This window comes from Klebsiella sp. D5A (assembly GCF_001620885.1).
GTDB lineage: Bacteria > Pseudomonadota > Gammaproteobacteria > Enterobacterales > Enterobacteriaceae > Klebsiella > Klebsiella variicola.
This window is the reverse complement of the sequence record NZ_LOAR01000024.1, coordinates 13,662-39,238: the sequence shown is the minus strand read 5'-3', so window position 1 is coordinate 39,238 and position 25,577 is coordinate 13,662. Positions and strand designations below refer to the sequence as shown.

16 protein-coding genes and 6 pseudogenes are annotated in these 25,577 nt (G+C 43.3%); 12 read left to right on the top strand and 10 right to left on the bottom strand.

Translation table 11 applies throughout. From position 1 onward, the window contains the following. Both AS136_RS27620 and AS136_RS27615 read left to right on the top strand, forming a co-directional pair. A partial coding sequence (locus AS136_RS27620) for a transposase (protein WP_148718838.1) occupies nt 1-880 on the top strand: 880 nt, incomplete at its 5' end. A gap of 16 nt (nt 881-896) precedes the next feature. Then, nucleotides 897-1,205: pseudogene (locus tag AS136_RS27615) on the top strand (integrase core domain-containing protein); the annotation flags it as partial. 8 nt (nt 1,206-1,213) lie between these two features. Here the strand turns inward: AS136_RS27615 and AS136_RS27610 are convergent. Then, nucleotides 1,214-1,423 (bottom strand): annotated as a pseudogene (locus AS136_RS27610) (transposase); the annotation flags it as partial. An 877-nt stretch (nt 1,424-2,300) separates the two neighbouring features. Between AS136_RS27610 and AS136_RS27605 the strand changes: the two are divergent. From AS136_RS27605 to AS136_RS24695, 5 genes are all read left to right on the top strand, one after another. Next, nucleotides 2,301-2,549, top strand: coding sequence for a hypothetical protein (locus AS136_RS27605; RefSeq protein WP_071530324.1), 249 nt, complete (start codon nt 2,301-2,303; stop codon nt 2,547-2,549). After that, the gene (locus tag AS136_RS24705) at nt 2,518-3,423 is read left to right on the top strand and encodes a hypothetical protein (RefSeq protein ID WP_049593813.1); all 906 of its coding nucleotides are present in this window, start codon (nt 2,518-2,520) and stop codon (nt 3,421-3,423) included. Before AS136_RS27605 ends, AS136_RS24705 begins: the two co-directional genes overlap by 32 nt. 213 nt (nt 3,424-3,636) lie before the next feature. Then, nucleotides 3,637-4,908 carry a tyrosine-type recombinase/integrase gene (locus AS136_RS24700; protein ID WP_004133505.1) on the top strand — a complete coding sequence of 424 codons (1,272 nt, stop codon included), beginning with the start codon at nt 3,637-3,639 and terminating at the stop codon, nt 4,906-4,908. Nucleotides 4,909-4,928: 20 nt separating this feature from the next. Then, a complete protein-coding gene (locus AS136_RS27600) occupies nt 4,929-5,114 on the top strand; it encodes a helix-turn-helix transcriptional regulator (protein ID WP_004133503.1) in 186 nt (61 codons plus the stop codon). Nucleotides 5,115-5,199: 85 nt separating this feature from the next. Further along, a complete protein-coding gene (locus tag AS136_RS24695; protein ID WP_049593814.1) occupies nt 5,200-6,258 on the top strand; it encodes a helicase RepA family protein in 1,059 nt (352 codons plus the stop codon). A 59-nt stretch (nt 6,259-6,317) separates the two neighbouring features. Here the strand turns inward: AS136_RS24695 and AS136_RS24690 are convergent. After that, nucleotides 6,318-6,832: pseudogene (locus tag AS136_RS24690) on the bottom strand (integrase core domain-containing protein); the annotation flags it as partial. Nucleotides 6,833-6,960: 128 nt separating this feature from the next. On the opposite strand from AS136_RS24690, the gene AS136_RS28395 reads away from it, so the two are divergent. After that, entirely contained in the window at nt 6,961-7,185 is a 225-nt protein-coding gene (locus AS136_RS28395) for a hypothetical protein (RefSeq protein ID WP_158512117.1), read from the top strand. Between the two features lie 1,290 nt (nt 7,186-8,475). After that, on the top strand, nt 8,476-11,472 hold the full coding sequence (locus AS136_RS24680) for an Eco57I restriction-modification methylase domain-containing protein (protein ID WP_049593815.1): 2,997 nt from the start codon (nt 8,476-8,478) through the stop codon (nt 11,470-11,472). 68 nt (nt 11,473-11,540) lie between these two features. On the opposite strand, the gene AS136_RS24675 is transcribed toward AS136_RS24680, so the two are convergent. The 5 genes and pseudogenes from AS136_RS24675 to AS136_RS27580 all read right to left on the bottom strand — a co-directional run bounded on the left by AS136_RS24675 (nt 11,541) and on the right by AS136_RS27580 (nt 15,946). Beyond that, nucleotides 11,541-13,166 carry an N-6 DNA methylase gene (locus tag AS136_RS24675; RefSeq protein WP_049593816.1) on the bottom strand — a complete coding sequence of 542 codons (1,626 nt, stop codon included), beginning with the start codon at nt 13,164-13,166 and terminating at the stop codon, nt 11,541-11,543. After that, a complete protein-coding gene (locus AS136_RS27595) occupies nt 13,156-13,344 on the bottom strand; it encodes a hypothetical protein (RefSeq protein ID WP_074158384.1) in 189 nt (62 codons plus the stop codon). Before AS136_RS27595 ends, AS136_RS24675 begins: the two co-directional genes overlap by 11 nt. A gap of 307 nt (nt 13,345-13,651) precedes the next feature. Beyond that, nucleotides 13,652-14,016: pseudogene (locus AS136_RS27590) on the bottom strand (IS3 family transposase); the annotation flags it as partial. 33 nt (nt 14,017-14,049) lie between these two features. After that, nucleotides 14,050-15,143, bottom strand: a pseudogene (locus tag AS136_RS28385) (IS3 family transposase). A 521-nt stretch (nt 15,144-15,664) separates the two neighbouring features. Beyond that, a complete protein-coding gene (locus AS136_RS27580; RefSeq protein WP_049593818.1) occupies nt 15,665-15,946 on the bottom strand; it encodes a helix-turn-helix domain-containing protein in 282 nt (93 codons plus the stop codon). Nucleotides 15,947-16,126: 180 nt separating this feature from the next. Here AS136_RS27580 and AS136_RS24660 point away from each other — a divergent pair, with 180 nt between their 5' ends. From AS136_RS24660 to AS136_RS24650, 3 genes and pseudogenes are all read left to right on the top strand, one after another. Further along, nucleotides 16,127-17,041: a hypothetical protein gene (locus AS136_RS24660; RefSeq protein ID WP_049593819.1), complete on the top strand. Its 915-nt coding sequence runs from the start codon at nt 16,127-16,129 to the stop codon at nt 17,039-17,041. A 174-nt stretch (nt 17,042-17,215) separates the two neighbouring features. Next, nucleotides 17,216-17,767, top strand: a complete 552-nt coding sequence (locus AS136_RS24655) for a hypothetical protein (RefSeq protein ID WP_049593820.1) — start codon at nt 17,216-17,218, stop codon at nt 17,765-17,767. Nucleotides 17,768-18,034: 267 nt separating this feature from the next. Then, nucleotides 18,035-19,287: pseudogene (locus AS136_RS24650) on the top strand (tyrosine-type recombinase/integrase). A gap of 73 nt (nt 19,288-19,360) precedes the next feature. Here the strand turns inward: AS136_RS24650 and AS136_RS24645 are convergent. From AS136_RS24645 to AS136_RS24635, 3 genes are all read right to left on the bottom strand, one after another. Continuing rightward, nucleotides 19,361-21,934, bottom strand: coding sequence for a DEAD/DEAH box helicase (locus AS136_RS24645; protein WP_063267094.1), 2,574 nt, complete (start codon nt 21,932-21,934; stop codon nt 19,361-19,363). Next, nucleotides 21,931-24,093 (bottom strand): site-specific DNA-methyltransferase, encoded by a 2,163-nt coding sequence (locus AS136_RS24640; RefSeq protein WP_063267093.1) that lies wholly within the window; start codon nt 24,091-24,093, stop codon nt 21,931-21,933. The genes AS136_RS24645 and AS136_RS24640 overlap by 4 nt, the downstream gene beginning before the upstream one ends. Before the next feature lie 205 nt (nt 24,094-24,298). Continuing rightward, nucleotides 24,299-25,410, bottom strand: a protein-coding gene (locus AS136_RS24635; RefSeq protein ID WP_115659216.1) for an IS3 family transposase whose coding sequence is annotated in 2 segments (ribosomal slippage) — nt 24,299-25,149 and nt 25,149-25,410 — 1,113 coding nt in all. Because the reading frame shifts where the segments join, the coding sequence is not laid out codon by codon here. Between the last annotated feature and the right edge of the window lie 167 nt (nt 25,411-25,577).

Below are 25,577 nucleotides of genomic sequence, written 5' to 3'. Positions count from 1 at the left end.
CCAACTGAATAACACATCCCCGTCAATACGGTTCTCGCTGTACGCTTACGAAGTTCTTGAGGTGACTGCTCCAGACCGGATGGAGCGACGCAAACGGGGTAAAAGTGACACAATTGATGCTGAATGTGCCGCTCATGCAGCATTCTCAGGCATCAGGACAGTTACTCCCAAAACGCGTGATGGCATGATTGAGTCCCTGCGGGTATTAAAAACTTGCCGAAAAACAGCAATATCAGCCCGCAGAGTCGCTCTCCAGATTATCCATTCAAATATTATCTCTGCCCCGGATGAATTACGTGAACAGCTCAGAAATATGACGCGCATGCAGCTCATCAGGACCCTGGGTTCCTGGAGACCTGATGCCAGTGAATACCGCAATGTAACCAACGTTTATCGCATTTCATTAAAGTCCCTTGCCCGACGCTATCTCGAGTTACATGACGAAATCGCTGATCTGGATGTCATGATTGCGGCAATTGTCGACGAGTTGGCACCTGAGCTGATTAAACGTAATGCTATCGGATACGAAAGCGCTTCACAGTTGCTGATCACTGCCGGAGACAATCCTCAACGGTTAAGATCAGAATCAGGATTTGCGGCACTGTGTGGTGTCAGCCCGGTCCCCGTTTCTTCTGGAAAAACGAACCGTTACCGACTTAATCGTGGTGGAGATCGTGCTGCAAATAGTGCACTTCACATCATCGCCATCGGACGCTTACGAACTGACGCAAAAACAAAGGAATATGTCGCCAGGCGTTTAGCCGAAGGACATACAAAAATGGAAGCGATACGCTGTCTAAAGCGATATATCTCCCGCGAATTTTACACGTTACTGCGCAATCAAAACAGGCGGATCAACAGTATCCCGATAACAGCTTGACTCTTAGAAGGGCGTCCAAGGCAGCCATTATACGAGCAGGCAGTTCCGGCAGTTACTGTGGCGATACCGGATCAGGCAGAGTATGAGTCGGCGTGGAAACTGCTGGGATAACAGCCCAATGGAGCGCTTCTTCAGGAGTCTGAAGAACGAATGGGTGCCGGCGACGGGCTATGTAAGCTTCAGCGATGCAGCTCACGCAATAACGGACTATATCGTTGGATATTACAGCGCACTAAGACCGCACGAATATAATGGTGGGTTACCGCCAAACGAATCAGAAAACCGATACTGGAAAAACTCTAACGCGGTGGCCAGTTTTTGTTGACCACTTCAGGCGAGATCAGAATAGCGCTGAGGTCTTCCCCGTGATGAAGGCGTTGCCGACTCATACCAGGCCTGAATAGCTTCATCATCCAGCCAGAAAGTTATGGAGCCACGGTTGATGAGGGCTTTATTGTAGGTGGGCCAGTTGGTGATTTTGAACTTTTGCTTTGCCACGGAACGGTCTGCGTTGTCGGGAAGATGCGTGATCTGATCCTTCAACTCAGCAAAAGTTCGATTTATTCAACAAAGCCGGCATGCGGTAATAACGATGAGCGCAAGATTGCTGTTATGTCTTGCTGATTTCGGAGCGCCTGCTTTTCGCTCAAAGCTGTCTGTCAGTTTATCAAAGAATGCCCAAATGACTTGCGAACAACAGTCAACTGACGAGCAAATGAAGCTCAAACGGTTACCATCCTGATTCAAATTGCCGTAGGATTTGTGTTAAAGAAGAATCATACGCCTCAAGGCTTACAAAAAATGCATCGCCTGAAGGCTCACTCGATAATGCTTTCACCATCATTAACGCTATGCGTTATATAAGGACTAGGCTGGGAGGCGTTGTACGGCAAGGGCTGAGAGGGAAAATGCGCAACTTAATCAATGCAACGTTGATTTTGCCATAACTTTTTATTAACTTAAAAGTATTAAGCCGTCCTTAGGGGCTGTCAGGGCTGAAACTGACAAATTACAACATCTCTGATGGCAAAGCCTGGCCGACAACAGGCAATAATGATTTAATGGCAAAACCTGGCCAGAACAGGTATCAAATCTATGGCTTTCCTAACTTTTCAGTAAGTTATGAATGTATGCCTCAAATCTATCAAATGCGATTTAGCTGCGTCATATTTCAATATGATTATGTTTCATAAGCATTTTATCAAATATACCTAACGCTAATAACTCTCACGCAGAACCCTAATCTGATGGGGATATTGCCTGCGGTAAAAACTCACAACTTTTCTTCCAGGGCGAGAACAGTCCGAGCCCGCCTGATACAGGCTAACCGGGGCGAACAGGCGCTATGGGTCATGCTATTCATAGTGGTCGCTGGCTGCAGACCGCGGACCAGATGTTCTTACAACTCAGCAGGCTTCTTATGTTCGATGCAGAAATGATAGTAAAGCAATTACAGGCAGAAACACGGCAGCGCAGGAAAAAGCCCTACAGGCGCAATAAATCGCGTCTGGACAGATATCGAATGGAAATACTTGCGCTAAGGCGGCATGGTGCTTCTGCATCTGAAATTCAGCGTTGGTTACGAAAAAAAAGAGTCTGTGTTGTTTTAACAACAGTCACACGCTGGTTGGAGAAGAATGATGGCCAAATTCTCAGTCAAAAAAACTGACCGGGAAATAGCAAAACGGCAGGCCGCTAACGTAATGAAAATTTTGCAGGCTGATGTTTTTCGCTCAGTTGGCACAGTGAGAAATTATCAGGCAGCCCTGACGCGGATTGCCCTGTATTTCAGAATAAATGGCGGAATAAACCTACAGGATGTTACGCCTGAAATGGCCACGGTTTATTTCCATCAAAGGGCTGCTGCTGTTGGTCAGAAAAGCCTGGATATGGAACGTCAGGCTCTACAGGCAATGATGATTCATCTGACGAAGGAATTACCCTCCGGAGAAGTTCTTGAGGTAGTGCATTCTTTGAAAGAGAAAGAATTATCATCGAGATCATATACATCAGAACAGATCTTCCTTATTTCATCGCATCAGTCCGATAAAAATGGTCTGGCAACACTGATTGCCTACAATGCGGGATTACGTAGCCACGAATTATTTACGATCTGTGAGTTACAGCAACGCCAACCGAATATCAGGCCTGTTTCGGCTAAAAAATTTATGGGACGGTCTGGGAAGGCGTACACGGTGCAGGGAAAAGGCGGGCTAATTCGGGAAATTAGGTTATCCACTGATTTGGCCGAAAACCTGGAGACAACACGATTACCAGAACCGATAAAAATCACTGATCGTGGTGTCCACTATGACCAATTTTATGCCATCGCAGCAGGGCAATCCTGGAGCCGATCATTCAGCACAGCCAGTACCAGAACCTTGGGCTGGTCTGCGGGGAGTCATGGGACGCGACATAGTTATGCGCAGGAACGAATGGAAGAACTTCAGAGTCTCGGATGCCATTATGCTGAGGCACTTGAGATTGTCAGTCAGGAACTGGGGCATTTCAGACCCGAAATAACCGAGGTCTACCTCAGGTAGTGTATTATACTGTAATGTACATATTTTTTGGATTTAAAATTAAAAAAATATGCGTTTTATTTTAATAAATATCGATAATTTATTTTTTATGGGATTTAACTCCGTATTTTAGGGTTTGCTATTCGGCTCCTCTTTCGCTCGTAGTAGTTTGGATATGTGGTCAGTCGTTAACAGGCGTCTTGATATCTAAAAATACTATCGGAGAATTTAATTATGTTTCTGACGGATGCTTATATTAAAAAACAACTCAGAGAGTTAAATGCTCGGAAACTGAGTGGGGAAATTATCGAAAAAGACAGTCGTCTATCAGATGGCAGTGGACTATACCTGTTGATTAAATCAAATGGCTCTGCTTATTGGCGACTGCGTTACCGATTTAATGGAGAAGATCGGCTGATATCTCTTGGTGAGTATAAATATATCCCTTTGGCATTAGCACGTGAAAAACGAGAAGAGGTCAAAAGAAATATTGCCAGAGGAATTGATCCAAGAGGGACGAAGGATGAAGAAGGTTTTTTAACATTCCGTGAAGTCGCTATGCAATGGCATGCGAGTAATCGCCAATGGTCAAAGGAACATAGTAGACGCATTCTTAAAAGTCTACTGGATGAGGTTTTTCCAGTATTTGGTGACGATAATATTAAGCTCCTCAAAACGCAGGATCTTCTAAAACCTGTTAAGCAAGTTCAAGATTCAGGGCGTTTAGAGTTGGCATCGCGTATTTATCAGCGTATTAATTCAGTTATGACTTTGGCTGTTGATAATGGATTGTTGGAGTTTAACCCCATTGCGCACAAATCGGGGGCTCTGATAAAAAGAAACTCGGAGCATCGTGCTGCACTGGAATTAGAGAACATACCAGAGTTCCTTAAACGCATAGAAAAATTTAAAGGCAGAAGATTAACTCAGTTAGCTATGACATTTCTTTTACATACTTTCGTGCGCTCAAGTGAGCTGCGTTTTGCGCGCTGGAAGGAATTTGACTTAGAAAATTCATTATGGACTATCCCATCGGTCAGGGAGGAAATACCGGGGGTAAAGTATTCTTATCGTGGTTCTAAGATGAAAACACCCCACATTGTACCGTTGAGTCATCAAGCATGTTCGATTATTCAGGAAATAAAAAGCATTACAGGAGAAAGAATATTTGTATTTACCAGTGATCATTTCCCTAAAAAACCAATGAGTGAGAATACTATTAATCATGCCTTACAATCGATGGGATACGATACCAAAAAAGATCTTTGTTCTCATGGGTTCAGGACTATGGCATGTAGTGCCCTTATTGAGTCTGGGAAATGGAGCCGAGATGCAATAGAAAGACAAATGAGCCATCAAGAAAGAAATAATGTTCGTGCTGCATACATTCACAAAGCAGAGCTTATTCCAGAAAGGCAAAAAATGATGCAATGGTGGTCAGATTATCTAATGCAGTTGCAACATGGGTTTCATCATCCATATGACTTTGAAAATAATAGTAAATAAATTTTTATGAGAGGTGAGAAATGGATAAGTTGCTTACGTTTGATGAAGTAATTAACAGAACTGGATACTCCCGGCCAAGAATCTATGAATTAATCAAATTGGGGGTATTCCCAAGAAAGATAAAAATAGGCTCAAGAAAAGTAGCTTTCATTGAAAGTGAAATTAATTCCTGGATCCAAGAAAAAATCAGCACATCTACAAAGTAAATGGCAAAGAAAAATAAACTGTCTTTCTGGCAGAGGGGTGCCTTTGTCAGAAAATAGTCTCTAATTATATAACGGAAATGATATTATGAACGATGAAAACATCAGTAACAATGTGAAAAAAATTTCCAGCGTAAATGGAATGCCATTAAGTAAAGGGTCAGACGGTTATAACAAGCAGCAATGTTATGTTATGAAAAATTACCTTCCAGACCAAACATTATGCAGCATTTATGGTCCCAGCGGATCTTATAAAAGCTTTTTGGCTATATCTTGGGCATGTCATATTGCAACCGGGATTAATTGGGCAGAAAATAAAGTAAATCAGGGGGCTGTTGTCTATATAGTAGGGGAAGGAGGAATCGGTGTATGTCGTCGGGTTAAAGCTTGGGAAAATATATATCAAAAAGAGGTTGATAATCTTTGGTTAGTTAATAGGCCTGTGTTTCCGGTGAGAAGGTCGGAGATTAGTACACTTGTTGAGTTGGTTAAATATATTGAGGGTATGAGTCATCTCCCTGTTCGACTAATCATTTTCGACACCCTTGCGCGTTGTTTTGGTGGAAAGGATGAAAATGACGCCAGAGATATGGGGGCATTTATTGAAGGCTGTGACTCATTAAAAAATAAAACATCTGCAACAGTCCTTGTGGTACATCATTCAGGCAAGGATGAGTCTAAGGGGGCCAGAGGGTCAAGCTCATTTAGAGCCGCACTTGATGTTGAGTTTAATGTTAAAAGAGAGGCCGAAGAGCAAGCATTCATTCTATCTTGTACGAAGATGAAAGATGCAGAAGAGCCGAAATCTAACGCTTATGAATTGCAACAGTCAGAGTTATTTGTCGATACTGATGGTGAGTCAGTCACTTCTCTGGCTGTTATTGATAGTGCGAGAAGACCAAAGTATTTATTTCCTGAATTATCTGAGGTTTCTAACCTAACTCTAAATCATAAAATTCTTTGGGGAATAATTAAAAATCGTTTGGCAAATGGTGAAAAATGCACAAAAAAAAACATTCGTGATGATTTGAAAAGTCAGGGGATTGATATTAAACATTTTACGCGATGGTTGAAAAAACTTGTTGCTGATGGAGCACTAGTGGACAACGGTGAAGAAATCTTGCTGCCCTCTCTACCTGAAGAGTAAGCACACCCGTTTTAGTTCCACACACTTTTTGAGAGTTCCGTTTTTTCAGTCATCAGCCGTTATTCCTCCGGTGTCAGGCTATTCAGGGATTCATGGGGACGCTCGCTGTTGTATTCATTCAGCCAGCGTTCCGTGATTTACCGTGCTTCATTCACCGTTCTGAACAGGTATAAATCCAGGATTTATGTCCGATACGTCCGGTTGAACTGTTCAATAAGCGCATTCTGCGTCGGCTTACACGACTTGATAAATTCCAGTATCACACCATGCTCTTCAGCACACTGTGCAAGTGTCAGCGAGAGCAGTTCTAGGCCATTGTCCATCCTCAGTTTCAGCGGATACTCCCGGTTCGCCACTGTCCTGCCCAGCACTCTGACCACCCGCTGCGCCGGGATATTCAGATCAATCTCTATTGCAGGGCTTCACGGTTAAAGTCATCCACCACGTTGAAGGTCCGGAAGCGTCTGCCGCACACCAGCGCATCGTGCATAAAGTTTATCGACCAGCTCTGGCTAAGTGCATCAGGCGTTACCAATGGCACCGGGTTACATACCGGCAGACGCTGCTTCCCCCTCAGTGTCAGGATAGTTGTCACCCCTCTGAAAAATCATCCTGAGGGCAACCTGAGTGACTAATGAAACGTATTTCATCGGAGCGTAAGGCGGCAACACTGGCAAAACTACTTCCCCTTACAACATGACCGTGGCTGCTGTTGCACAGATGGAAGGAATATCCGAAGCTACCCTGTATAATTGGTGTTATCAGGCTAAATCAGAGGGGAAACCAGTGCCGGGTAACAGTAAAAACAGCGAACAGTGGTCAGCAGAAGCCCGTTTTGCTGCCATTGTGAAAACCGCCACACTCAGCGAGGCTGAAATCGCAGAATACTGCCGTAAAAAGGGGCTTTATCCTGAGCAGCTTATTTAGTGGAAATAGGGCTTTATACAGACTGAAAATCCCGTAGAAAAAGCGGCCCTGAAGCAAAGCCCGAAAGAGAATAAGGCCCAGAAAAAAGAGCTGATCAGCAAGGAAAAAGTCCTGTCGGAGGCGGTGGTCATACTGGTGCTGCGAAAAAATCTCGCGGACTATTACGGGGAAACGGACGGGGACCGCTGACCCCGGCGGATGAACGACAGTGGTTCATCTTGTGGATTAATGAAGCCGTGCTCTCCGGTGCAAGACTTGCCGTCGCCTGCCGTGAAGTGAATATCAGCCTGCGTACCTCGCGGCGGTGGCAACACTCTTTCTATGACGGCTGACCCGAAGCAGTACGTCCGGCACCTTATAATCGTCTGAGTCTGAATGAAGAAGCAAAGATAAGGGATATCTGCCATCAACCGGAATACGCGAGCCTGCCGCCATCCCAAATCGTGCCACAACTGGCCGATAAAGGCATTTATCTGAAGAGCGAATCAACCTTCTATCGGGTACTACGCCGTTATGGAAAAGTCCATCGACGGGGACGCCAGGTATGGCAGTAGAAGGGCGCAGTCCCCACAGCCTATACGGCCACTGGGCCCCCTTCAGGTCTAGACATGGGACATCACCTGGCTGCCCTCGGTGAATCGGACTTTACGCATGGAGATCTGCTCAGAGGACATAATTTGTATGTCGGAGGATCTCTAAAAATTAATGGCTTGTTTTGTAGGGTTACTTACAGAAGCACCATCGAAAATGGTTACTTAATGGTGAACGGCGGTATATGCAGAGTCCGTTCCCCACTTGATTATTCTAAGTACAGGTGATGTGGGGGATTTATATAAAAGGCTGTTAATAAAGGTTTTTATGAAATACTATAGAAAAATAACGACTGGGTAGTAAGTGGGTTTATGCTGGGTTTTTGTCTTTGGTTGTTCATCTTTTGCTGGGTAAGATCAATCAATCAATCAATCAATCAAAAGCCACCCGTTTATGGCATTCTCATGTGGCGCAGCCACAACTTTCCTTGGTCATTATCGAGATGCGACCTACTGATGGTGTTTTTGTGGCATTAAGTAGGGTCTAGACAGTCTCCCTCTTCAGAGTCGTCCAAAAGCCACCTATTGGTAGTGTTTCGGTGGTTTTTGAGGTAAAAATAGTGACTGCGGAATCTGAGTCGCACAACAAGAGATGTAAGGATGGAGCTTGTTTTAAGGATGACTTGACTAACAATACTTCGGCACAAGAATAACAATCATTAGAAGTCTACCTTTTGATAGATATCGTTGTGAGAAATTGATGAATAAAAAAGCTCAGCTACAAAGACTAATTGATAAATACGAAAATGATATTGATTATTATCGTTCTGCAAGATACAACGAAACCCAACTAAGAACGGATTTTTTGGATCAACTATTTCTTATTCTCGGTTGGGACATAACGAACGCAGCAGGAAAACCCACAAACGAACGCGAAGTGCTTGTAGAGGAAGGTTTAAAAGCTCGAGCAGGCGAAAATACTAAAAAGCCGGATTACACGTTTAGACTCTTCTCTGAGCGTAAGTTTTTCCTTGAAGCTAAAAAGCCTAGTGTTGATGTATCAACTTCTATAGAGCCTGCTTTACAAGTTAGACGATATGGGTTCACAGCCAAACTGAAAATTTCTGTGTTGTCGAACTTCGAGTATACGGCAATTTATGACTGTTCTAATCAGGTTAAAGAAACTGATTCAGTAGCAAACTCTAGAATCAAGTTGTATCACTTTACTGAACTCGTAGATAAGTTTGATGAAATTAAAAAGCTTATCGGGCGCGAAAGTGTTTACACTGGTCATTTTGACAATGAATGGTCAGAAATTGAAAATAAGATACTGAGATTCAGCGTTGATGATCTTTTCCTCAAACAAATTAACGATTGGCGTTTACTTCTTGCGAATGAATTTTTGCAGATCAAAAACGAACTTCCAGAAGAAAAATTAAACGACCTTGCACAAAATTACATTAACAGTATTGTTTTCCTTCGTGTCTGTGAAGACAGGGACTTGGAAGAATACGAAACTCTTTATCACTTTTCACAAGATAAAGACTTTCAATCTTTAGTCAAAAAATTAAAGTCATCAGACAAAAAATATAATTCAGGATTATTCTCGCTAGAATATATTGATGAATTATTAAGCAATGTTAACTCTTGCATTTGGAGTATCATAGAACAATTATACTTCCCACAAAGCACATACTCTTTCTCTGTTTTCTCTTCTGATATTTTAGGTAATATATATGAAATATTTCTGAGTGAGAAAGTTCGTGTTGATGAGTTCGGAAATGTTAAGATTCAACCGAAAGAGGAACATATCGATAGAGACGTTGTTACTACTCCAACTCACATTGTAAAAGAAATCATTAGAAATACTGTAGTAGAATATTGCAAAGGAAAGTCAGATATTGAGATATTGAATTCAAAATTTGCTGATATCGCTTGTGGTTCAGGTGCTTTTATTATTGAAGTATTCCAATTCATCCAAGATATTCTTGTTGATTATTATATACAAAATGATAAATCTAAACTTCAACAATTATCTGAACATACATACAAACTTAAATTCGAAGTAAAAAAAGAAATTCTATATAAATGTATATATGGGATTGATAAAGATTATAATGCAACAAAAGCTTGCACCTTTGGTTTATTGCTAAAGCTTCTTGAAGGCGAAACTAAAGAAACCATTGGTAAAGGCATGCCTATTTTACCTGCACTGGATATGAACATTCTATTCGGGAATAGCTTGATAGATAGTGGAGACAAAGTTAAACAAGAAGATATTCTTTCAGTTAATCCATTTGATTTGCCTAACCACCAATTTGACGTGATTGTTGGAAACCCTCCTTATATGGCAACTGAGCATATGAAACAGTTAACGCCAAATGAATTAGATATTTACAAGAGGAAATATAAATCTGCTTTTAAGCAATTCGATAAATACTTTTTATTTATTGAGCGTTCAATGCAAGTTCTTAAAGAACACGGCTATTTAGGCTATATTCTTCCGTCTAAGTTCATAAAGGTTGGTGCAGGCAAAAACCTTCGCAAGATTTTATCAGACAATAAATATTTGTCTAAATTTATTTCTTTTGGATCTCATCAAGTATTCAAGAATAAAACAACTTACACTTGTTTGTTATTTTTAAATAAAGAAAATCACGATAGCTTTTCTTTTTATGAAGTAAAAGACTTTAAGAAATGGTTAACTCGTGAAGATAAGTCTCTATTATCAAGTACATATCAAACTAGTTCTCTTGATTCTGACACTTGGGTTCTAGAAAAGAAAACAAATGACATTTTGAAGCTAATGTTTTCAAAATCTGAGCAGCTAGGCGACATTGTAGGAAAAAACAATGTTGCAAATGGTATTCAGACAAGTGCAAATAAATATTATATTCATAAAGAAATCAAATCTGAAAATGGTTTTATTTATTTTGAATATGATGGAGTTGAATACCACATTGAAAAAGAATTGACTCGCCCTTACTTCGAAACAAATCGTTCGGGTGACGATAGTTTCTATACTTATAAAGACGTTGAGCCTAATTCATTTGTCGTTTATCCATACAAAAAAGTGGACGAAAGAATCCAGTTTATTGAATATGATGAACTAAAACGTCAATATCCTAAGTTATTTGAGTTCCTGCATGTTGTAAAAATCCATTTGAATGACAAGAAACGCTCTATTAAGCCTGAGCCAAATGGACCAAATGAGTGGTACAGATACGGACGTAGCCAAGCATTAGAGAACTGTGATGTTGATCAAAAACTGATTGTCGGTGTTCTATCTAATGGGTATAAGTACAGCATTGACAATCACAGAACTTTTGTTTCTTCTGGCGGTACTGCAGGTTATAGCATTATCAACGTCCCTAATGACGTTAAATACTGTATCTACTATATCCAAGCAATCCTTACATCAAAATATCTTGAGTGGTTTGCTTCAATATATGGTGAGATTTTTAGAGGTGGATTTGTTGCTCGTGGGACAAAGGTTCAAACAAGAATGCCTATTCCTGCTATTGATTTTGATGATCCAAAACAGAAAGAAATACATGATAAGATCAGTTTAAAACAACAGTCTTTGAATAAATTGTATAGCCAAACTCAAAAATCAGGTGATAGAGATAAAATCATATTCGAAAGGCAATTTGAACAAGAAAAAATCCAAATGGATGATTTGATTAAGAATCTTTTCAACTTGGGGGATTTAGACTCAGAGATTCCGACAGTAGAAGACCTATACAAAAGCCTATAAGTTTACAAGATAAAATCAATGCAGCTTTTAGCTGCATTGATTTTATTGCTTGTCCCCTACTTTAAACTCTACTTACGTAGCCTTCTATCTCTAAGTTTTTTCCATATTTCTACAAGTTTTTCATTTTCTTCTTGAGAAAAACCAAGCTTGCCTAAGATTAGTGAACCTTGTTGTTGGATTACCCTCTCTATTTGACCATCTTTAATCAATAGGTTGAGTTCTTCAACGTTATATTCTAATCCTTCAACGATAGGGATATATAGTTTTTCTATCTCGGATGGAACAAGTTCAAGAACGCCACCGCCGTAAAAGCGTCCTTCGAGTTCGGCTGTAATAACCGTTAGAGGGTTCAAAAAACTACATACTAAGTTCTCAGCACTAGTAACTGTTGAAGAGACTCTATATGCCGTATCAGTGGTATATGCTCTAACTTTGTTATGAATCAAGCGTGGCGCATCGTGGCAACGCTTTAACATTCCAATCTCTGCGCTATATACAGATGGGACCTTGAACCAAGGCTTACGTATACGGCACTTATAACGCTTGTGATATTCTTCTGCTTCACCTAACTCTATGTAATTTTTAACACTTTTAGAAAGATCTTCAAACTCTTCATCTATGTATAAGAAATTGGTTGGTAAACCCTTCAGCTGGTTTTCAATGTGCTGCTTCTCATCATAAATAATGCCGGGGCAATGTTGGCTTCTGCCAAACATAGGGTGAGCAAAACGCTCTAACTTATATGACTTAACTGTTTCATTATCAACAAGAAAATAATCGTTAGCACCAGTCACAATACCTACATCGACTTTAGCTATATCTTTGAATTTACGAACATCTGGATGAGCAATTACCCGTTTAATTAGCTGAAGCTCGTCAATATCAAGTGTTGCTTTAGTCCATTTACCTTCAACTGTTTCACCATTTATTCCTGCCGTATCATTAAACAGAACGTTTGGATCCTCTTGAAGGAATTCAAAACCACTAACACTGACAATACCTACACCTTGCGATTCTTCATTTGGATATTGCTTTTTCTCTGCTAGGAGAATAACGGCCCCCTGTAATGTGTCTTCAAACCAAATCTCTTTAGGATCAATGATGACAATTTTAGAGCAAACGTGACCTAAGTAGCTTCTCAATGATTGAGCGTGCATAACATGACTAATCTCAGATGGTATGACCATCCCTATTCTTCCACCTTGTTTAAGAAGGGCTAATGAAGAAAGTAGGAATGGAACCCAAGCATTAGTGTGCTTTGTAAATTTTAGGTCTAGATGTTCGAAGACCAATTGAGCTTGTTCTTGGAAATCTCTTTCAAGGAACTGATAACGGATGAACGGAGGATTACCTAAAACTCCATCAAATATCGGCTCATTTCTCTTAAGACATTCATTAGCCCAGACAAGAAAATCCCCCTCTATAATCGTTGCATTAGAAAAATTGTTCAGTTTACAGCGATCGAGAGCCTTAGATGCTTCTGTGTCGAACAATTCAAAGCAAGACAACTCAATGTTAGAGTCATAACCATTATTAGCGATAGCCTGAATAAACACACCATCACCACAACTCGGCTCAAGTATGGTTTTAGGATTCTTACTTAATACCCACTTAGTTACATAATCAGCTAGATTTTGTGGGGTGTAATAGCCACCTCTAAGTTTTTGTGAGGTTTGATCTGCTTTAAATTTCATTGTCTACCTTTGAAAACCTCTCTATTAGCTCTGGCTTTTTCTCACATATATGTTTTTGAGCCTTATCAACAAACCAGTCTTTAAGAGTTTTTTGTTCCATTGCAAGAACGGAGTAGAGAACTTTTTTTAGTTCTGGCTCTACTTCTAAGACTATGCGTCCTGATTCACCTTTTGCCATATTAACACCTATATACTATATGTTATGTTACATATAGTATATAAGTTTTCATAGCAACTAAAGAAAAAACTGGCCTCCCCTCAGCATCCTTTTCAACCGTTTGAGAAGTTCGACGAATCCCCTAGCCAATGTGGTAAGGGGGAAGCTTTGCAGTGCCTGATAGCTTAGCGGCATAGCCGAACGGTATAAAGGGGAAGGCTGCCACCCTGAATATCCTAAAGATACTGCCAAAATCGGGCCGTTGTGGCACAAAACCGGGCCATTGTGACACGTTTGAGTCTCCTCGTGTAAGGTGGACACGCTCCTGAGCGAGATTCTGGTTTTCAAATTGTTCCGGGCTAAGGCCACCACAGGCACGGTGACGACGCCACCGATTGTAATCGCACTAGATATAATTAAACACGGCTGTCCGCATGATTTCCCGGGTGGCAAAGTCCTCCCCGTGAATGCATTCAACCTTCAGCGGGTGGATGAAGCTTTCCGCGCAGGCATTGTCCTAACAACAGCCTTGGCGCTCATACTGCCCCGCAGACTATAGCGTTTCAGTGAGTTCTGGTAATCCGCTGAACAATACTGACCGCCTCTGTCTGTATGCACGATGACATTGTCCGGGCGTTTACGCCGCCACAACGCCATCTGTAACGCATCGCAGACAAGCTGTGCCGTCATCCGCGAGTGACCTGCCCCCAGGATTAGATACAACCTTCAGTTAGTAATGTCGGTTGGTTTTTCTTCATATTTCCCGTTTCGCCAGTCCGCTGCAAATTCAGCTGGCGTCTGGTAATCCAGCGATGAATGGAGACGGCGCTCGTTATAATCCTGACGCCAGTCATTAATCGTTTTCCTGGCATAAGCAATATCGCTGAACTAGTGCTCATTCAGGCATTCATCTCTGAATCGTCCGTTGAAACCCTCAATAAATCCGTTCTGCGTCGGCTTGCCCGGCTGGATAAGCCGTAGTTCCACACCATGCTCAAAGGCCCATTGATCGAGCGCGCGGCAGGTAAATTCCGGGCCCTGATCGGTTCTTATTGTCGCCGGGTAGCCCCGAAATAGTGCGATTCTGTCCAGAATACGCGTGACCTGAACACCTGAAATACCGAAAGCAGCGGTGATCGTCAGACACTCCTTTGTGAAATCATCCACACAGGTCAGGCACTTGATCCTGCGACCGTTGGGCAGTGCGTCCATAATGAAATCCATTAACCATTTTAGGTTCGGCGCATCCGGCCACAGAAGCGGAAACCGCTCGGTCGCCAGCCCTTTACGGCGTCGTCTGCGTTTTACGCTCAGTCCATTAAGGTGGTAAATACGGTATACCCGCTTGTGATTGACGTGAAGGCCCTCCCGACGCAGCAGCTGCCAGATGCGCCGATAACCAAAACGTCTGCGTTCAAGCGCCAGCTCAGTAATACGCTCTGATAAATGCGCATCAGCAGATGGATGCTGAGCGTCATAACCGCAGGTCGACAGGGGCAAACCTGTAAGCCTGCAGGCACGACGTTGCGACAGACCGGTCGCATCACACATCAACACCACGGCTTCCCGCTTCTAGTCTGTCGTCAGTACTTTCGCCCCAGAGCCACCTGAAGCGCCTCCTTATCCAGCATGGCTTCGGCAAGCAGCTTCTTGAGGCGGGCGTTCTCCTCTTCAAGAGATTTAAGCCGCTTCACCTCAGGAACTTCCATGCCACCAAACTTCTTGCGCCAGGTGTAGAAAGTGGCATCGGAAATGGCGTGCTTGCGGCAGAGTTCACGGGTAGAAACTCCGGCTTCCGCTTCGCGGAGAATACTGATGATCTGTTCGTCGGAAAACGCTTCTTCATGGGGATGTCCTCATGTGGCTTATGAAAACATTACTAACATCGGGGTGAATTAATCAACGGGGAGCAGGTCAACAGCTCAGGCGAACTTATTTTTAGGGCCTATAAAGGACTTGGTTATTGCGCTTCCGTCTATTGATGAGCAAGCTGAAATCATTCGCCGAGTTGAGGGACCTTTCACCTTTGCCAAAGGTATCAAACAAAAAACCGAAGCTGCATTGGAGGAAGCTAGAAATTTGACATAGTCTGTCCTTGCTAAGGCTTTTCGTGGAGAATTGACAGCCCAATGGCGAGAGGAAACCCCAGAGCTGATTAGTGGTATCAATAGCGTGGAAGAGTTACTGGAAAGGATCGCTGAAGAAAAGTTAGCGTCTGGCAACACAAAGAGGAGCGCTAAAAAGGCTGTTAACTAAAATCAGCCCACGTTTGTGGGCTGTGAATTAATAAAAATTATAAGATATTTTTATTTTATTTAGTCGCAACCTGGATGCTGTTTTTTTATTTGCTTTTTCCAGAAATATTCCACAATGCTTGATGCTTATTATAAAGCTCAAGTAAGGCTTCAGCAAAAGAATCATCGACCGCATAAAAGTAACATTCAGGAACGTTTAAGACCTTGGCAAAAGCACAGACTGTCTCAAATGATGGTCGATGTGTACCATTTTCATAATGAGACATTCTGGAGTAAGCGGTCGCCTCGTCTATCCCTGCCATGACAGCGAGTTTTTCCTGTGTCAGTTTTGCTCTTTTACGAGCCTCTTTCAATCGTTTGGGGATCATGGATCCATCTTGATAGTGTGCCTTGACACCATCTTTAGCATTCCTTAAGATTGATTTTATTTAGACTTACTAAAGTTATTGATTGCAGGTTGATTACATGGATTTTTTTCTGATTTTTAAGAGATTATTTAAGCATGTAATCGCTGGGGTTTTCACGGGATAATTTTTGTGGAGAAGTCTATGTACAGAAAAACTTTAATTATTACTTTTTGTATTCCATTATTTTCATATGCAGATGACCCTGGAGGTTTTGTTAATAGACAACTAGCGAAAGATCCTGCTTTAGACTATGCAGTAGGGGATGTCCATGGACCTGTAAAAGAAATCATTGAGAGGGCTGATGGGGCAGGAGAAAAAAGGATGATTCGATATGATCCGGATAAAAATATTTACTATATAAAAACACCCAGTGAGGCGATTTATATCTCATCTGGTTATCCAAATCCTCTTCCTGTAAGAGTGGATATCGACAAAGCGTATAAGCACTCCTCACCATCAAGCAGTCCGATGAAGATTGATTATTATTTATATGACCGAGATAAATATGGGAATATAAAAACAATTAGATCTTATCTTTATGATGAGGATAATAAAGAGGCAATGTATAAAACAAACTTATTATATAGAAAGCTAGTATCAGGGGATATCGAGGCTTCATATGATAAACCGTCTCCTATCTTGGGGGAAATAAAAAGGTATTATAGGAATGGATTTGTAATAAAGGAAGTGTTTATGAATTCTAAGGGGATGGATGTTTCAAATTTCCGTTCAAAAAATATACCGATGGAAACTGTTGAATATGAATATGAATTTGGGAGGAATAAGAAAGATCCATTATTTGTTTTGAAGAGAAGATATATTGATAATGGCAAGATGACACATAAAAGTTGGCAGAGGTATTCAGAAAGTGGTAATCTTTTAAAGACCTTTTCCTCTTTCTTTAACAACCCTGAAGTTGGAGATGGTGTTGAGTATGTTAATTATAAATTTGACAAATTCTCTAACTGGATTGAAAGAGAGAAATGTGTTGTTGAAGGCCAGTGGGGTAAGCACTCATCATGTACTCTAGAACAAAGGATAATTAATTATTATTGATTCTTTCTTCGGTACCAATGGTATGTTACTTTAAATTAAGATTTTTTAATGTAACATACCATTATAAAAATCGATTCTTTATTTTTTTTGGCGTTGCTCTTGAAGTTATCCTGGATTTAGTGTTTATTAATACTTGCAAGTATTAATCTTCTTAAACTTTGTGTTGAGGCCGCTATGATCAGAAAAAAAACTGAAGTAATATTTAATTTTTCTGTAAATGAAAAAAAACTCAAAGATATCATGAGTTCTTATCTTGGGTTAGAAGTCATTGTTGAATATTATGACCATAGGATTGATACTTTCAATAGAGAAGTTTCGCACTGGTTTAAACCTACATTTGGTACGAGTAGTTTTTCAACCGCAATAATTAATTTTGTGAAGAAAGAATATCCTGAGATTGATGCAGAAAGTATTGTAGTAAATCCTATTCCTGATGAACTGCCCTTTGATAATGGGGACTATAACATCTTAGGTTTGCTTCAAATAGCAGGGCTAACGATCTGTGATTGGAAAAAAATCGCAGAAAACGTTAAGATCGATACCCTTTCAGCATGGCATGGAACTGAGGATGAGATTGTTTTACACTTTTCACGTGAGGTTCCCGGCGAGATTATGAAGTACGTGAAAAATTTACATGGATGGACATCTTATACGGGGATCACCGTTAGTGCATTGGATGAGTGCATCGTCGAAAAATATGGACTTTTATCGTATATCAATAATTAGCAACCCTCATATTGTCTTTTTTTATTAATTAGTTAAGTTTAGACCATGAGTCCGGCCTTCGGCACCATCGGAACATCAATAGACGTCAACGGACGTCTTTTTTTGTGCCTGAAATCCCCGTCATACAAGGCTTTCCGCGGTTTTCACCTTAACTGAAGTCAATCTGAGTTACCCCACATCAACATGCTTGTGAGTATAGAACCGAGTATATATGCTGGTTCGATATTGCTTATATACTCACGGCAGTACTATGGAAGGATAGCCGCTATGGCACTGACAGATACTAAGGTTCGTTCTGCTAAATCTGAGGAAAAAGAGTATTCACTTGTTGATGGTGATGGCATGTTTTTGCTGATTCACCCCAATGGCTCAAAATATTGGCGTTTCCGCTTTCGCTTCGGTGGTAAACATCATTTGATGGCGTTCGGCGTTTACCCGGATGTTTCGCTGGCGGATGCCAGGAAGAAAAGGGAAGAGGCCAGAAAGCTGTTAGCTGCTGGTATCGATCCTCGTGAGCATAAACGTGCTGTGAAAGAAGAGCAGGCGAAAGAGATTATTACTTTCGAGTAGGTTGCCAGAGAGTGGCTCGTGACCAACCAAAAATGGTCGGAAGATCATGCTAATCGCGTAAAAAAGAGCCTGGAGGACAATATCTTTCCGGCAATTGGTACTCGCAATATTGCTGAACTGGGTACTCGCGATCTGTTAATTCCCATCAAAGCCGTAGAGATATCTGGACGTCTTGAAGTGGCTTCCCGTCTCCAACAACGTACTACGGCCATCATGCGTTATGCAGTGCAAAGCGGGTTAATTGATTACAACCCGGCGCAAGAAATGGCAGGGGCGGTAGCTTCCAGTAATCGACAGCATCGCCCGGCGCTGGAGTTAAAGCGTATCCCTGAATTAGTTCAGAAAATAGATGACTACACAGGCAGGCCACTAACCCGTTGGGCAACAGAACTCACTTTGCTTATCTTTATTCGCTCCAGTGAGCTGCGTTTTGCTCGCTGGTAAGAGATCGATTTTGAAACGTCAATGTGGACCATTCCGCCTGAGCGAGAGCCTATTCCCGGCGTGAAACATTCTCAGCGAGGATCAAAGATGCGTACACCTCATCTGGTGCCGCTTTCAAAGCAGTCACTGGCGATCCTGAAGCAGATAAAACAGTTTTGTGGTGATAAGCATGAGCTGATTATTATTGGCGATCATGATCCGCGTAAGCCAATGAGTGAAAACACCGTAAACAGTGCTCTGCGGGTGATGGTAAAGTTGAGGTTTGCGGCCAAGGCTTCCGTACAATGGCTTGTAGTCCGTTAATTGAGTCAGGGTTATGGTCGAAGGATGCGGTGGAGCGCCAGATGAGCCATATGGAACGTAACTCGGTACGCGCAGCATAAATCCATAAAGCGGAACATCTGGATGAACGCAAGTTGATGCTGCAATGGTGGGCGGATTTTTTGGATGCGAATCGGGAGAGAGCGATTACGCCGTTTGATTATGCGAAGGTAAATCGGGGTTAAGGGTAATTAATTGGGACATCTAAAATGGCCTTTTTTTTATAAAAGGCCATTACGTTTACTTATTACTAATAGGTTACTGATAATAGCCAGCAAAATTGCTACTGAATAATGATTCTGCATTTTCAGCTACAGCTATAGCATTTCGTACATCTTGTCGTTTCAAATCTAACACCCGTAATTTACCTTTTACTTCGGCGACGGATTCGATTCGCCTATAAGCATCAGGATGGTGTTCGGCATATAGCGCCAGTCCTTTCAGTTTAGGCAAGGCATCAGCGAGATGCAGGCCATGTGGATCTACCAGGTCCACAATCATTTCGCCATCCTGTTCGGCGAAGAACAGGAAATCGGGGCGAACAATTTTGTATTGCTCGGCTTCAACATAGGCGATGCCCAGTGAAGACTGCCCTGTATATTGTGGATTACGATACCAGAAAACAAATCCTTCACGTTTGGTTTCGAGCTCAAAAACCTTGGTTTCCCAATGGTTCAACTGAGCCGGATAGTTTCCGCTTTCGTCACACAACAAATGGTGTTTCCAGACTGGAAGATCAGTTTCCTTCTCACCTTCACGCACCCTGGTCATTTCAAACTTGTTCTCCGGCCTGACCAGATCCACATCCTGCGGTTCGGTACTCATTTCGACGATTTGACGGTAAGCCTCTTTACGCTCATCTTTCAACGACTTGATCTGCGGTGTGTACTCGGCCAGCCAGGTCTTCGCCAGTTTATCGGCCTCGGCATCGAAGTAATCCTGCACCTCCATCACCAGCCCCAGGCCAGCAACGGTAACTCGAGCTTCCATGATTGCTTCTAAATATTCCTCTACATCTTCTTCTCGATCCGCGACCTTATCGGCCAGATATTCGGCATAGGTACGTGAAACATCCGGGCTGAAGATTCGGGCTGCACGCCGGTAGGCGTCATCGATCACCGCTATATCCGCCTCCTCCCAGAATTCGTTGAAGGTCATAGTCTTGTTCTTTAGGCTGGCAACCACCGCCTTACCATCCACAACAAGTACTGCATTGCGCTTGTTTTTGATTTTTTCCGCATTCTCTGCCTGGAACTTGTCTAGGATAGCGTGTAAAGCAGTATGGGCTTTCCGAACTGCCCCATCGAGAATGCCATCATCAACCAGCTCCTGTGCCAGCGCGGTCAAGCGTCTGACTGGTCTGGCTCCTTTCTGTGGTCGGGTTTGCGAAGGTAGCGATTCAAATACTTCCCATACGTCTGCTGAAGCTGCCGGGTTAGGTTTCATCTCCACAGGATTAACCAGGATACGCCCGCTTGGAGGAGATGTATCATCGCCCTTAAATAAGGTATTAACGACGTCTCTCACGGTATTGATATTAAACCTGGGTAACAGGCACTCTACTGAATTTAAGCGCTCATTACTTGGGATACGTCTTGCCAGTGGAGTACGCACCATACGTCCTAGCAATTGCGTAATATGGGTCCTGTCGCTGGCTGCGCGGAAAGAGACCATCACTTCGGCACGGGGGCAATCCCAGCCAGTACTGATGGCATCTTTGGCGATCAGCACACGCACCCAAGTTGATTCCTGCACCCGCTGCGGTTCAATATAAGGAATTTGGTATTGGCCGAAACGTTGTGTTGTGTGTTCACCGAAGACATGTGCAACACTGTCAGTGGGCAATTCTGGGTAACGAGAGAATAACGTATCCAGCCAACGCCCCACTTCGTTTGGGTCAGGAGTATTGGGAACTTGGAATACCATCAGTGGCACTACTCCACGTACGATTTCCTGCTGACTGGCGTACTCAATCCAAGCGTCTGTCGATTCCCTGAGCCTGTCGGCAGCACGGCGTACCCATACGGTATCAAAATCACCAGTTTCATCCGGCACACCAAGAATGATGTCATCCTTAATAAGACCCGATTCCTGAACTTTAGCCGGGTCAACCACCACGTTTGGCAATTTGAAATGATGACCAGCATTGGAAATTGCTGTGTCGAAACGTTCAACTGTGGCGGAAATACCCCATACCACAGGAATACCCTTCATCCCAGCCGAACCGTTGATAAGCCGTTGCACAATGGTACTTTTAGCTGCTTCGCTGGAAGTCGTTGACGACCCCATTCCCCTATGTGCTTCGTCTAGTACTAAGTAAAGGGTCAGGTCTGGATCTTCGATGGTATTTTGGATAGTGTCCCAGAGCGTATAAGCCTGTGCATCAGGGGCTGCCTCGAAAAGCCCACCTTTATCATCGAACCCGCGCACCAACAGACTATTCTTGCCAAATTTCTGCGTGTTAAGAAAATAGATTTTTCCAGCCTGAAACTTGCGTCGACTGAAAGGGTGTTCAACGACCACCATATCGTTATAGTTGATACGGTCACTGGCTTCCATCAGGCGAAAACGGGTTTGTTCGTTCAGTGCTGGGTCGTCACTGAACCAGATCACTACCGCGCCGGGATCGGCGTCGAAACTAAATTCGTCGTCTCCATGAAATAATGCTTCAAACGCAGCGGCAGCCATGACGGTTTTACCCGCACCGGTCACTGCAGTTAAAGAGAAGGCACTTTTGTCATTTTCGTTATGCCAATAACGGCGAGCCTTTCTGAGATTCACCAGCGAATCACGCACCGCATCACGCTGGTAGTCCTTGAGAGTGAACTTCATTCTGTTAATTCCCCACTGGTGAAGCTGAAATTGGTCAGGTACGATTCGTACAAACGTACCGGCTCAACACCTTTTGGCAGACGCTTGGTGACAGACTGGAAATGGCGATCATCGTCTGTGACGATAAAGGCTACTCGAATGTTACTGTTGTTACTGATGGCTTTAATAAAAGGTGTGGCTTGATCCACCACCGACAGCAGGCCATAAGTATCAGTCACCGCCCATCCATCAGCTGGCAGTTTATCAATACGTTTGCCACGAGCCCCAGCCCGTAACCATAACAAAGGCGAAATACGGGCATAAGCTAGGTTGTGGCTAACCGACTTCTCAGCTTCATAAGTTAAGGTGAAAAATTCGGCGTTTTCCTCAAAGCCTTCTGACATCGGGAATTCATCGGTAAACTTGTAATCGCCTTTAATCGGTTCACCATCAGGGGTCTTGCCAGTGATGGCAGACTGTACTCGCGGCTTGGTGATGTAATCACAGATGCCCCATTTTTCCCAATCAGGATCACCAGGACGTAAGCCCTGTTCGCGCAACTGCTTCTGCTCGCTGGCTGCGACTTCGTTGTTAGTGACGGATATGCATTGACGACGACCGCCATCCTGTTTGTTCAGACGCATAACCGCATGTGCAGTTGTTCCTGAACCGCTGAAGAAATCGAGAATGATTGCTTCAGGCTTGTTAGCGACAAAGAAACGGAGAGTGTCTTCGACAGCATAAAGCGATTTAGGGAACGGGAATTTTCGAGCAGGAATTATATGTCTTAGCATAGTAGAACCATACTCGCTTGCACTATGCGAGGTTTTGTTCCACATTGTTTTTGGATTGTCAGACATATCCATATTCTCTGAATACGCAAGAGTGACAACCCCGTTTTCATCCCGCCCCGTAATAACTATCTTACCGGACTCAATTAAGTCGAACACATTGTCAGTAACATAACTAAATGATACACGGTTGTTACCATTAAACCGGCCAATAGATGCAAATCCACTATCAAATAAATAACGAAGCCGTTTATTTCCAACCTGCCATCTGCCTTCTGAGCCATCTTTTCTAATAGGCCAAATAGCTAGTGTCCCTTCCGGCGGAATAACTTCATCTCGTAATGCTGTTTCAGGAAGAAGAGGCTCACCAACACTGTGTAGCTTTCCAGTTTTAGCATTCAAGAATATTGGATAAAATTGGTTTTTACGGTCTGTTCGTTTGGCATCAGTCCCGCTACGTAGCAAATTTCCCCACCGGACGCTTTTAAGTTCAGATTTTTCGTCATTTTGATCCGTTTCATTTTTCTTCCCTGTGAGAATCATAGGGTCATTCGTTTTTGTTACGGAAGCCGAGCCGAAACATACAAAAAAGATGTATTCATCTACGCGATAGAACTCCTGCCCTCTTGCAACTCCTTTCGGATTGATAAGGGAAGTAACCATCTGAATGCGGGCCTCTGGGAACACTTGCTCTAACAACAAGCCGAGACGTAAGTATTCTTTTTCATCAATTGTGGCGATGAGCACTGAGTCTGAAGGATTCAGTAATTCCTTAGCCACCAGCAAACGACGTTCCATCATAGCTAGCCATTTGCTATGCCGATAGATATCGTCACCTTCAACATAATCGTTATTATATTTCCAGTCCTTCGCTCCCGAATTATATGGTGGGTCGATATAGATGGCGTCTACTTTGCCCCTATGCGTGTAGGTCAACGCTTTCAGTACATGATAGTTTTCGCCATTGATGACTGAGTGGAAAGGCTTATCACCGCCTCGCTGTACTTTTCCCGTACTGACCATACCCGGCCAGATCGTGTCACGAAATTCAGCTATAACCACAAGGTTACTCAGCGCTACAGTCTGAGTCTCGATATCAGCCGCGTCCAGCAACTCGAGATCAGCGACCTTCTTCGCCTTGTGGATGGTTTTAACCTGCCACAACCGTTGATCACCTTTCTTGGTGGACCCACGCTCTGGCAGAACGCGGACTTTATCTCCCTTGCGAATAGGCCGCAATGGCAACTCAACAACTTCAGGGCTATGTCGTTCAAAATTAAGCCCAAAGGGGAGACGTGACGATAGAATCTTGATTTCTCGATCAAGATCAGCGGCCAGTTGCGGGTCTTTGGCCTTCGCTTTAGCTATTAAATCAGTCAGCCTGGACATATATTCCTTTTTTTTTATCAATTCTGAGCATTGTAGGTTCAAACGTTCGGCTATCAGGAAAGCCCAATACGTTGATTCACAGAAGGAATCAGAACGCTGAAAATTGGCGGTAATATTAACACTATGAAATGAATTCGGCGATCCCGAAACCGAGAGTTTCGGGGGGCCTTTGGCTCTGGATACACCTACTGTAAGCGCACCCGTTTTAGTTCCACGCACTTTTTGAGATTTCCGGGGTTTCAGCCATCAGCCGGTATTCTTCCGGCGTCAGGTTATTCAGGGATTCATGGGGTCGCTCGCTGTTATATTCAGCCAGCCAGCGCTCTGTAATTTTACGTGCTTCGTTCAGTGTTCTGAACAGATAAAAATCCAGTGTTTCTGTCCGGTACGTCCGGTTGAATCGTTCGATAAAGGCATTCTGTGTTGGCTTGCCGGGCCTGATAAATTCCAGCATCACACCATGCTCTTCTGCCCATTGTGCCAGCGTCAGCGAGACCATTTCCGGACCGTTATCCATCCGCATCTTCAGCGGATATCCGCGGTTTGCCACGATCCTGTCCAGCACTCTGACAACCCGCTGCGCCGGGATATTCAGGTCAATTTCGATCGCCAGCGCTTCCCGGTTATAATCATCCACCACGTTGAAGGTCCTGAAACGCCTGCCACACACCAGCACATCGTGCATAAAATCGATGGACCAGCTCTGGTTCATTGCCTCTGGTGTTGCCAGCGGAGCCGGATTGCGCACCGGCAGGTGCTGTTTTCCCTTACGGCGAAAATTCAGTTTCAGCAGGCAGTAAATCCGGTGAACGCGCTTATGGTTCCAGGCGTTGCCCTGCCTGCGAAGGACCTGAAAAAGCTTTTTTAATCCGTATCGCGGATAGCGTTCAGCCGCCACGGTCAGCGCCATAATTACCGGCTCATCCCGCCGCGTATCCGGCTGATAACGAAATACCGTCCTGCTCAGCGACAATGTCCTGCATGCCTGACGTAAGCTCATGGCAAACTGTGCGGTCAGATAGCTGACCAGCTCACGCTTTATCGCTGGTTTTAAAGCTTTTTTTCAATAACGTCTTTCAGGGCGCGGCATACGAGGCTCAGGTCAGCAAACATCTGTTTCAGCCGGCGGTTTTCATCCTCAAGGTCCTTCATCTTTTTGATATCAGAGGCTTCCATACCGCCGAACTTCGCTTTCCAGTTGTAATAGCTGGCTTCGGAAATACCGGCTTCGCGGCAGACATCCTTAACGGTACGTTCGGCTTCGACAGACTTCAGAACGGCAATGATCTGGTGTTCGGTGAATCGGGCTTTGCGCATGGCGATCTCCTCCAAGGATATATTCAGTATGCCGGAAGATCTCTAAATGTGAATGGTCCGGTTTACCGGGATGCTTACAAGGGACTATCGCAACCGTTATGGGACAAAGAAATGACCAGTATCAGGAGGACAATTCCTATCCTCATTTATTGCATCAGAGATATGAC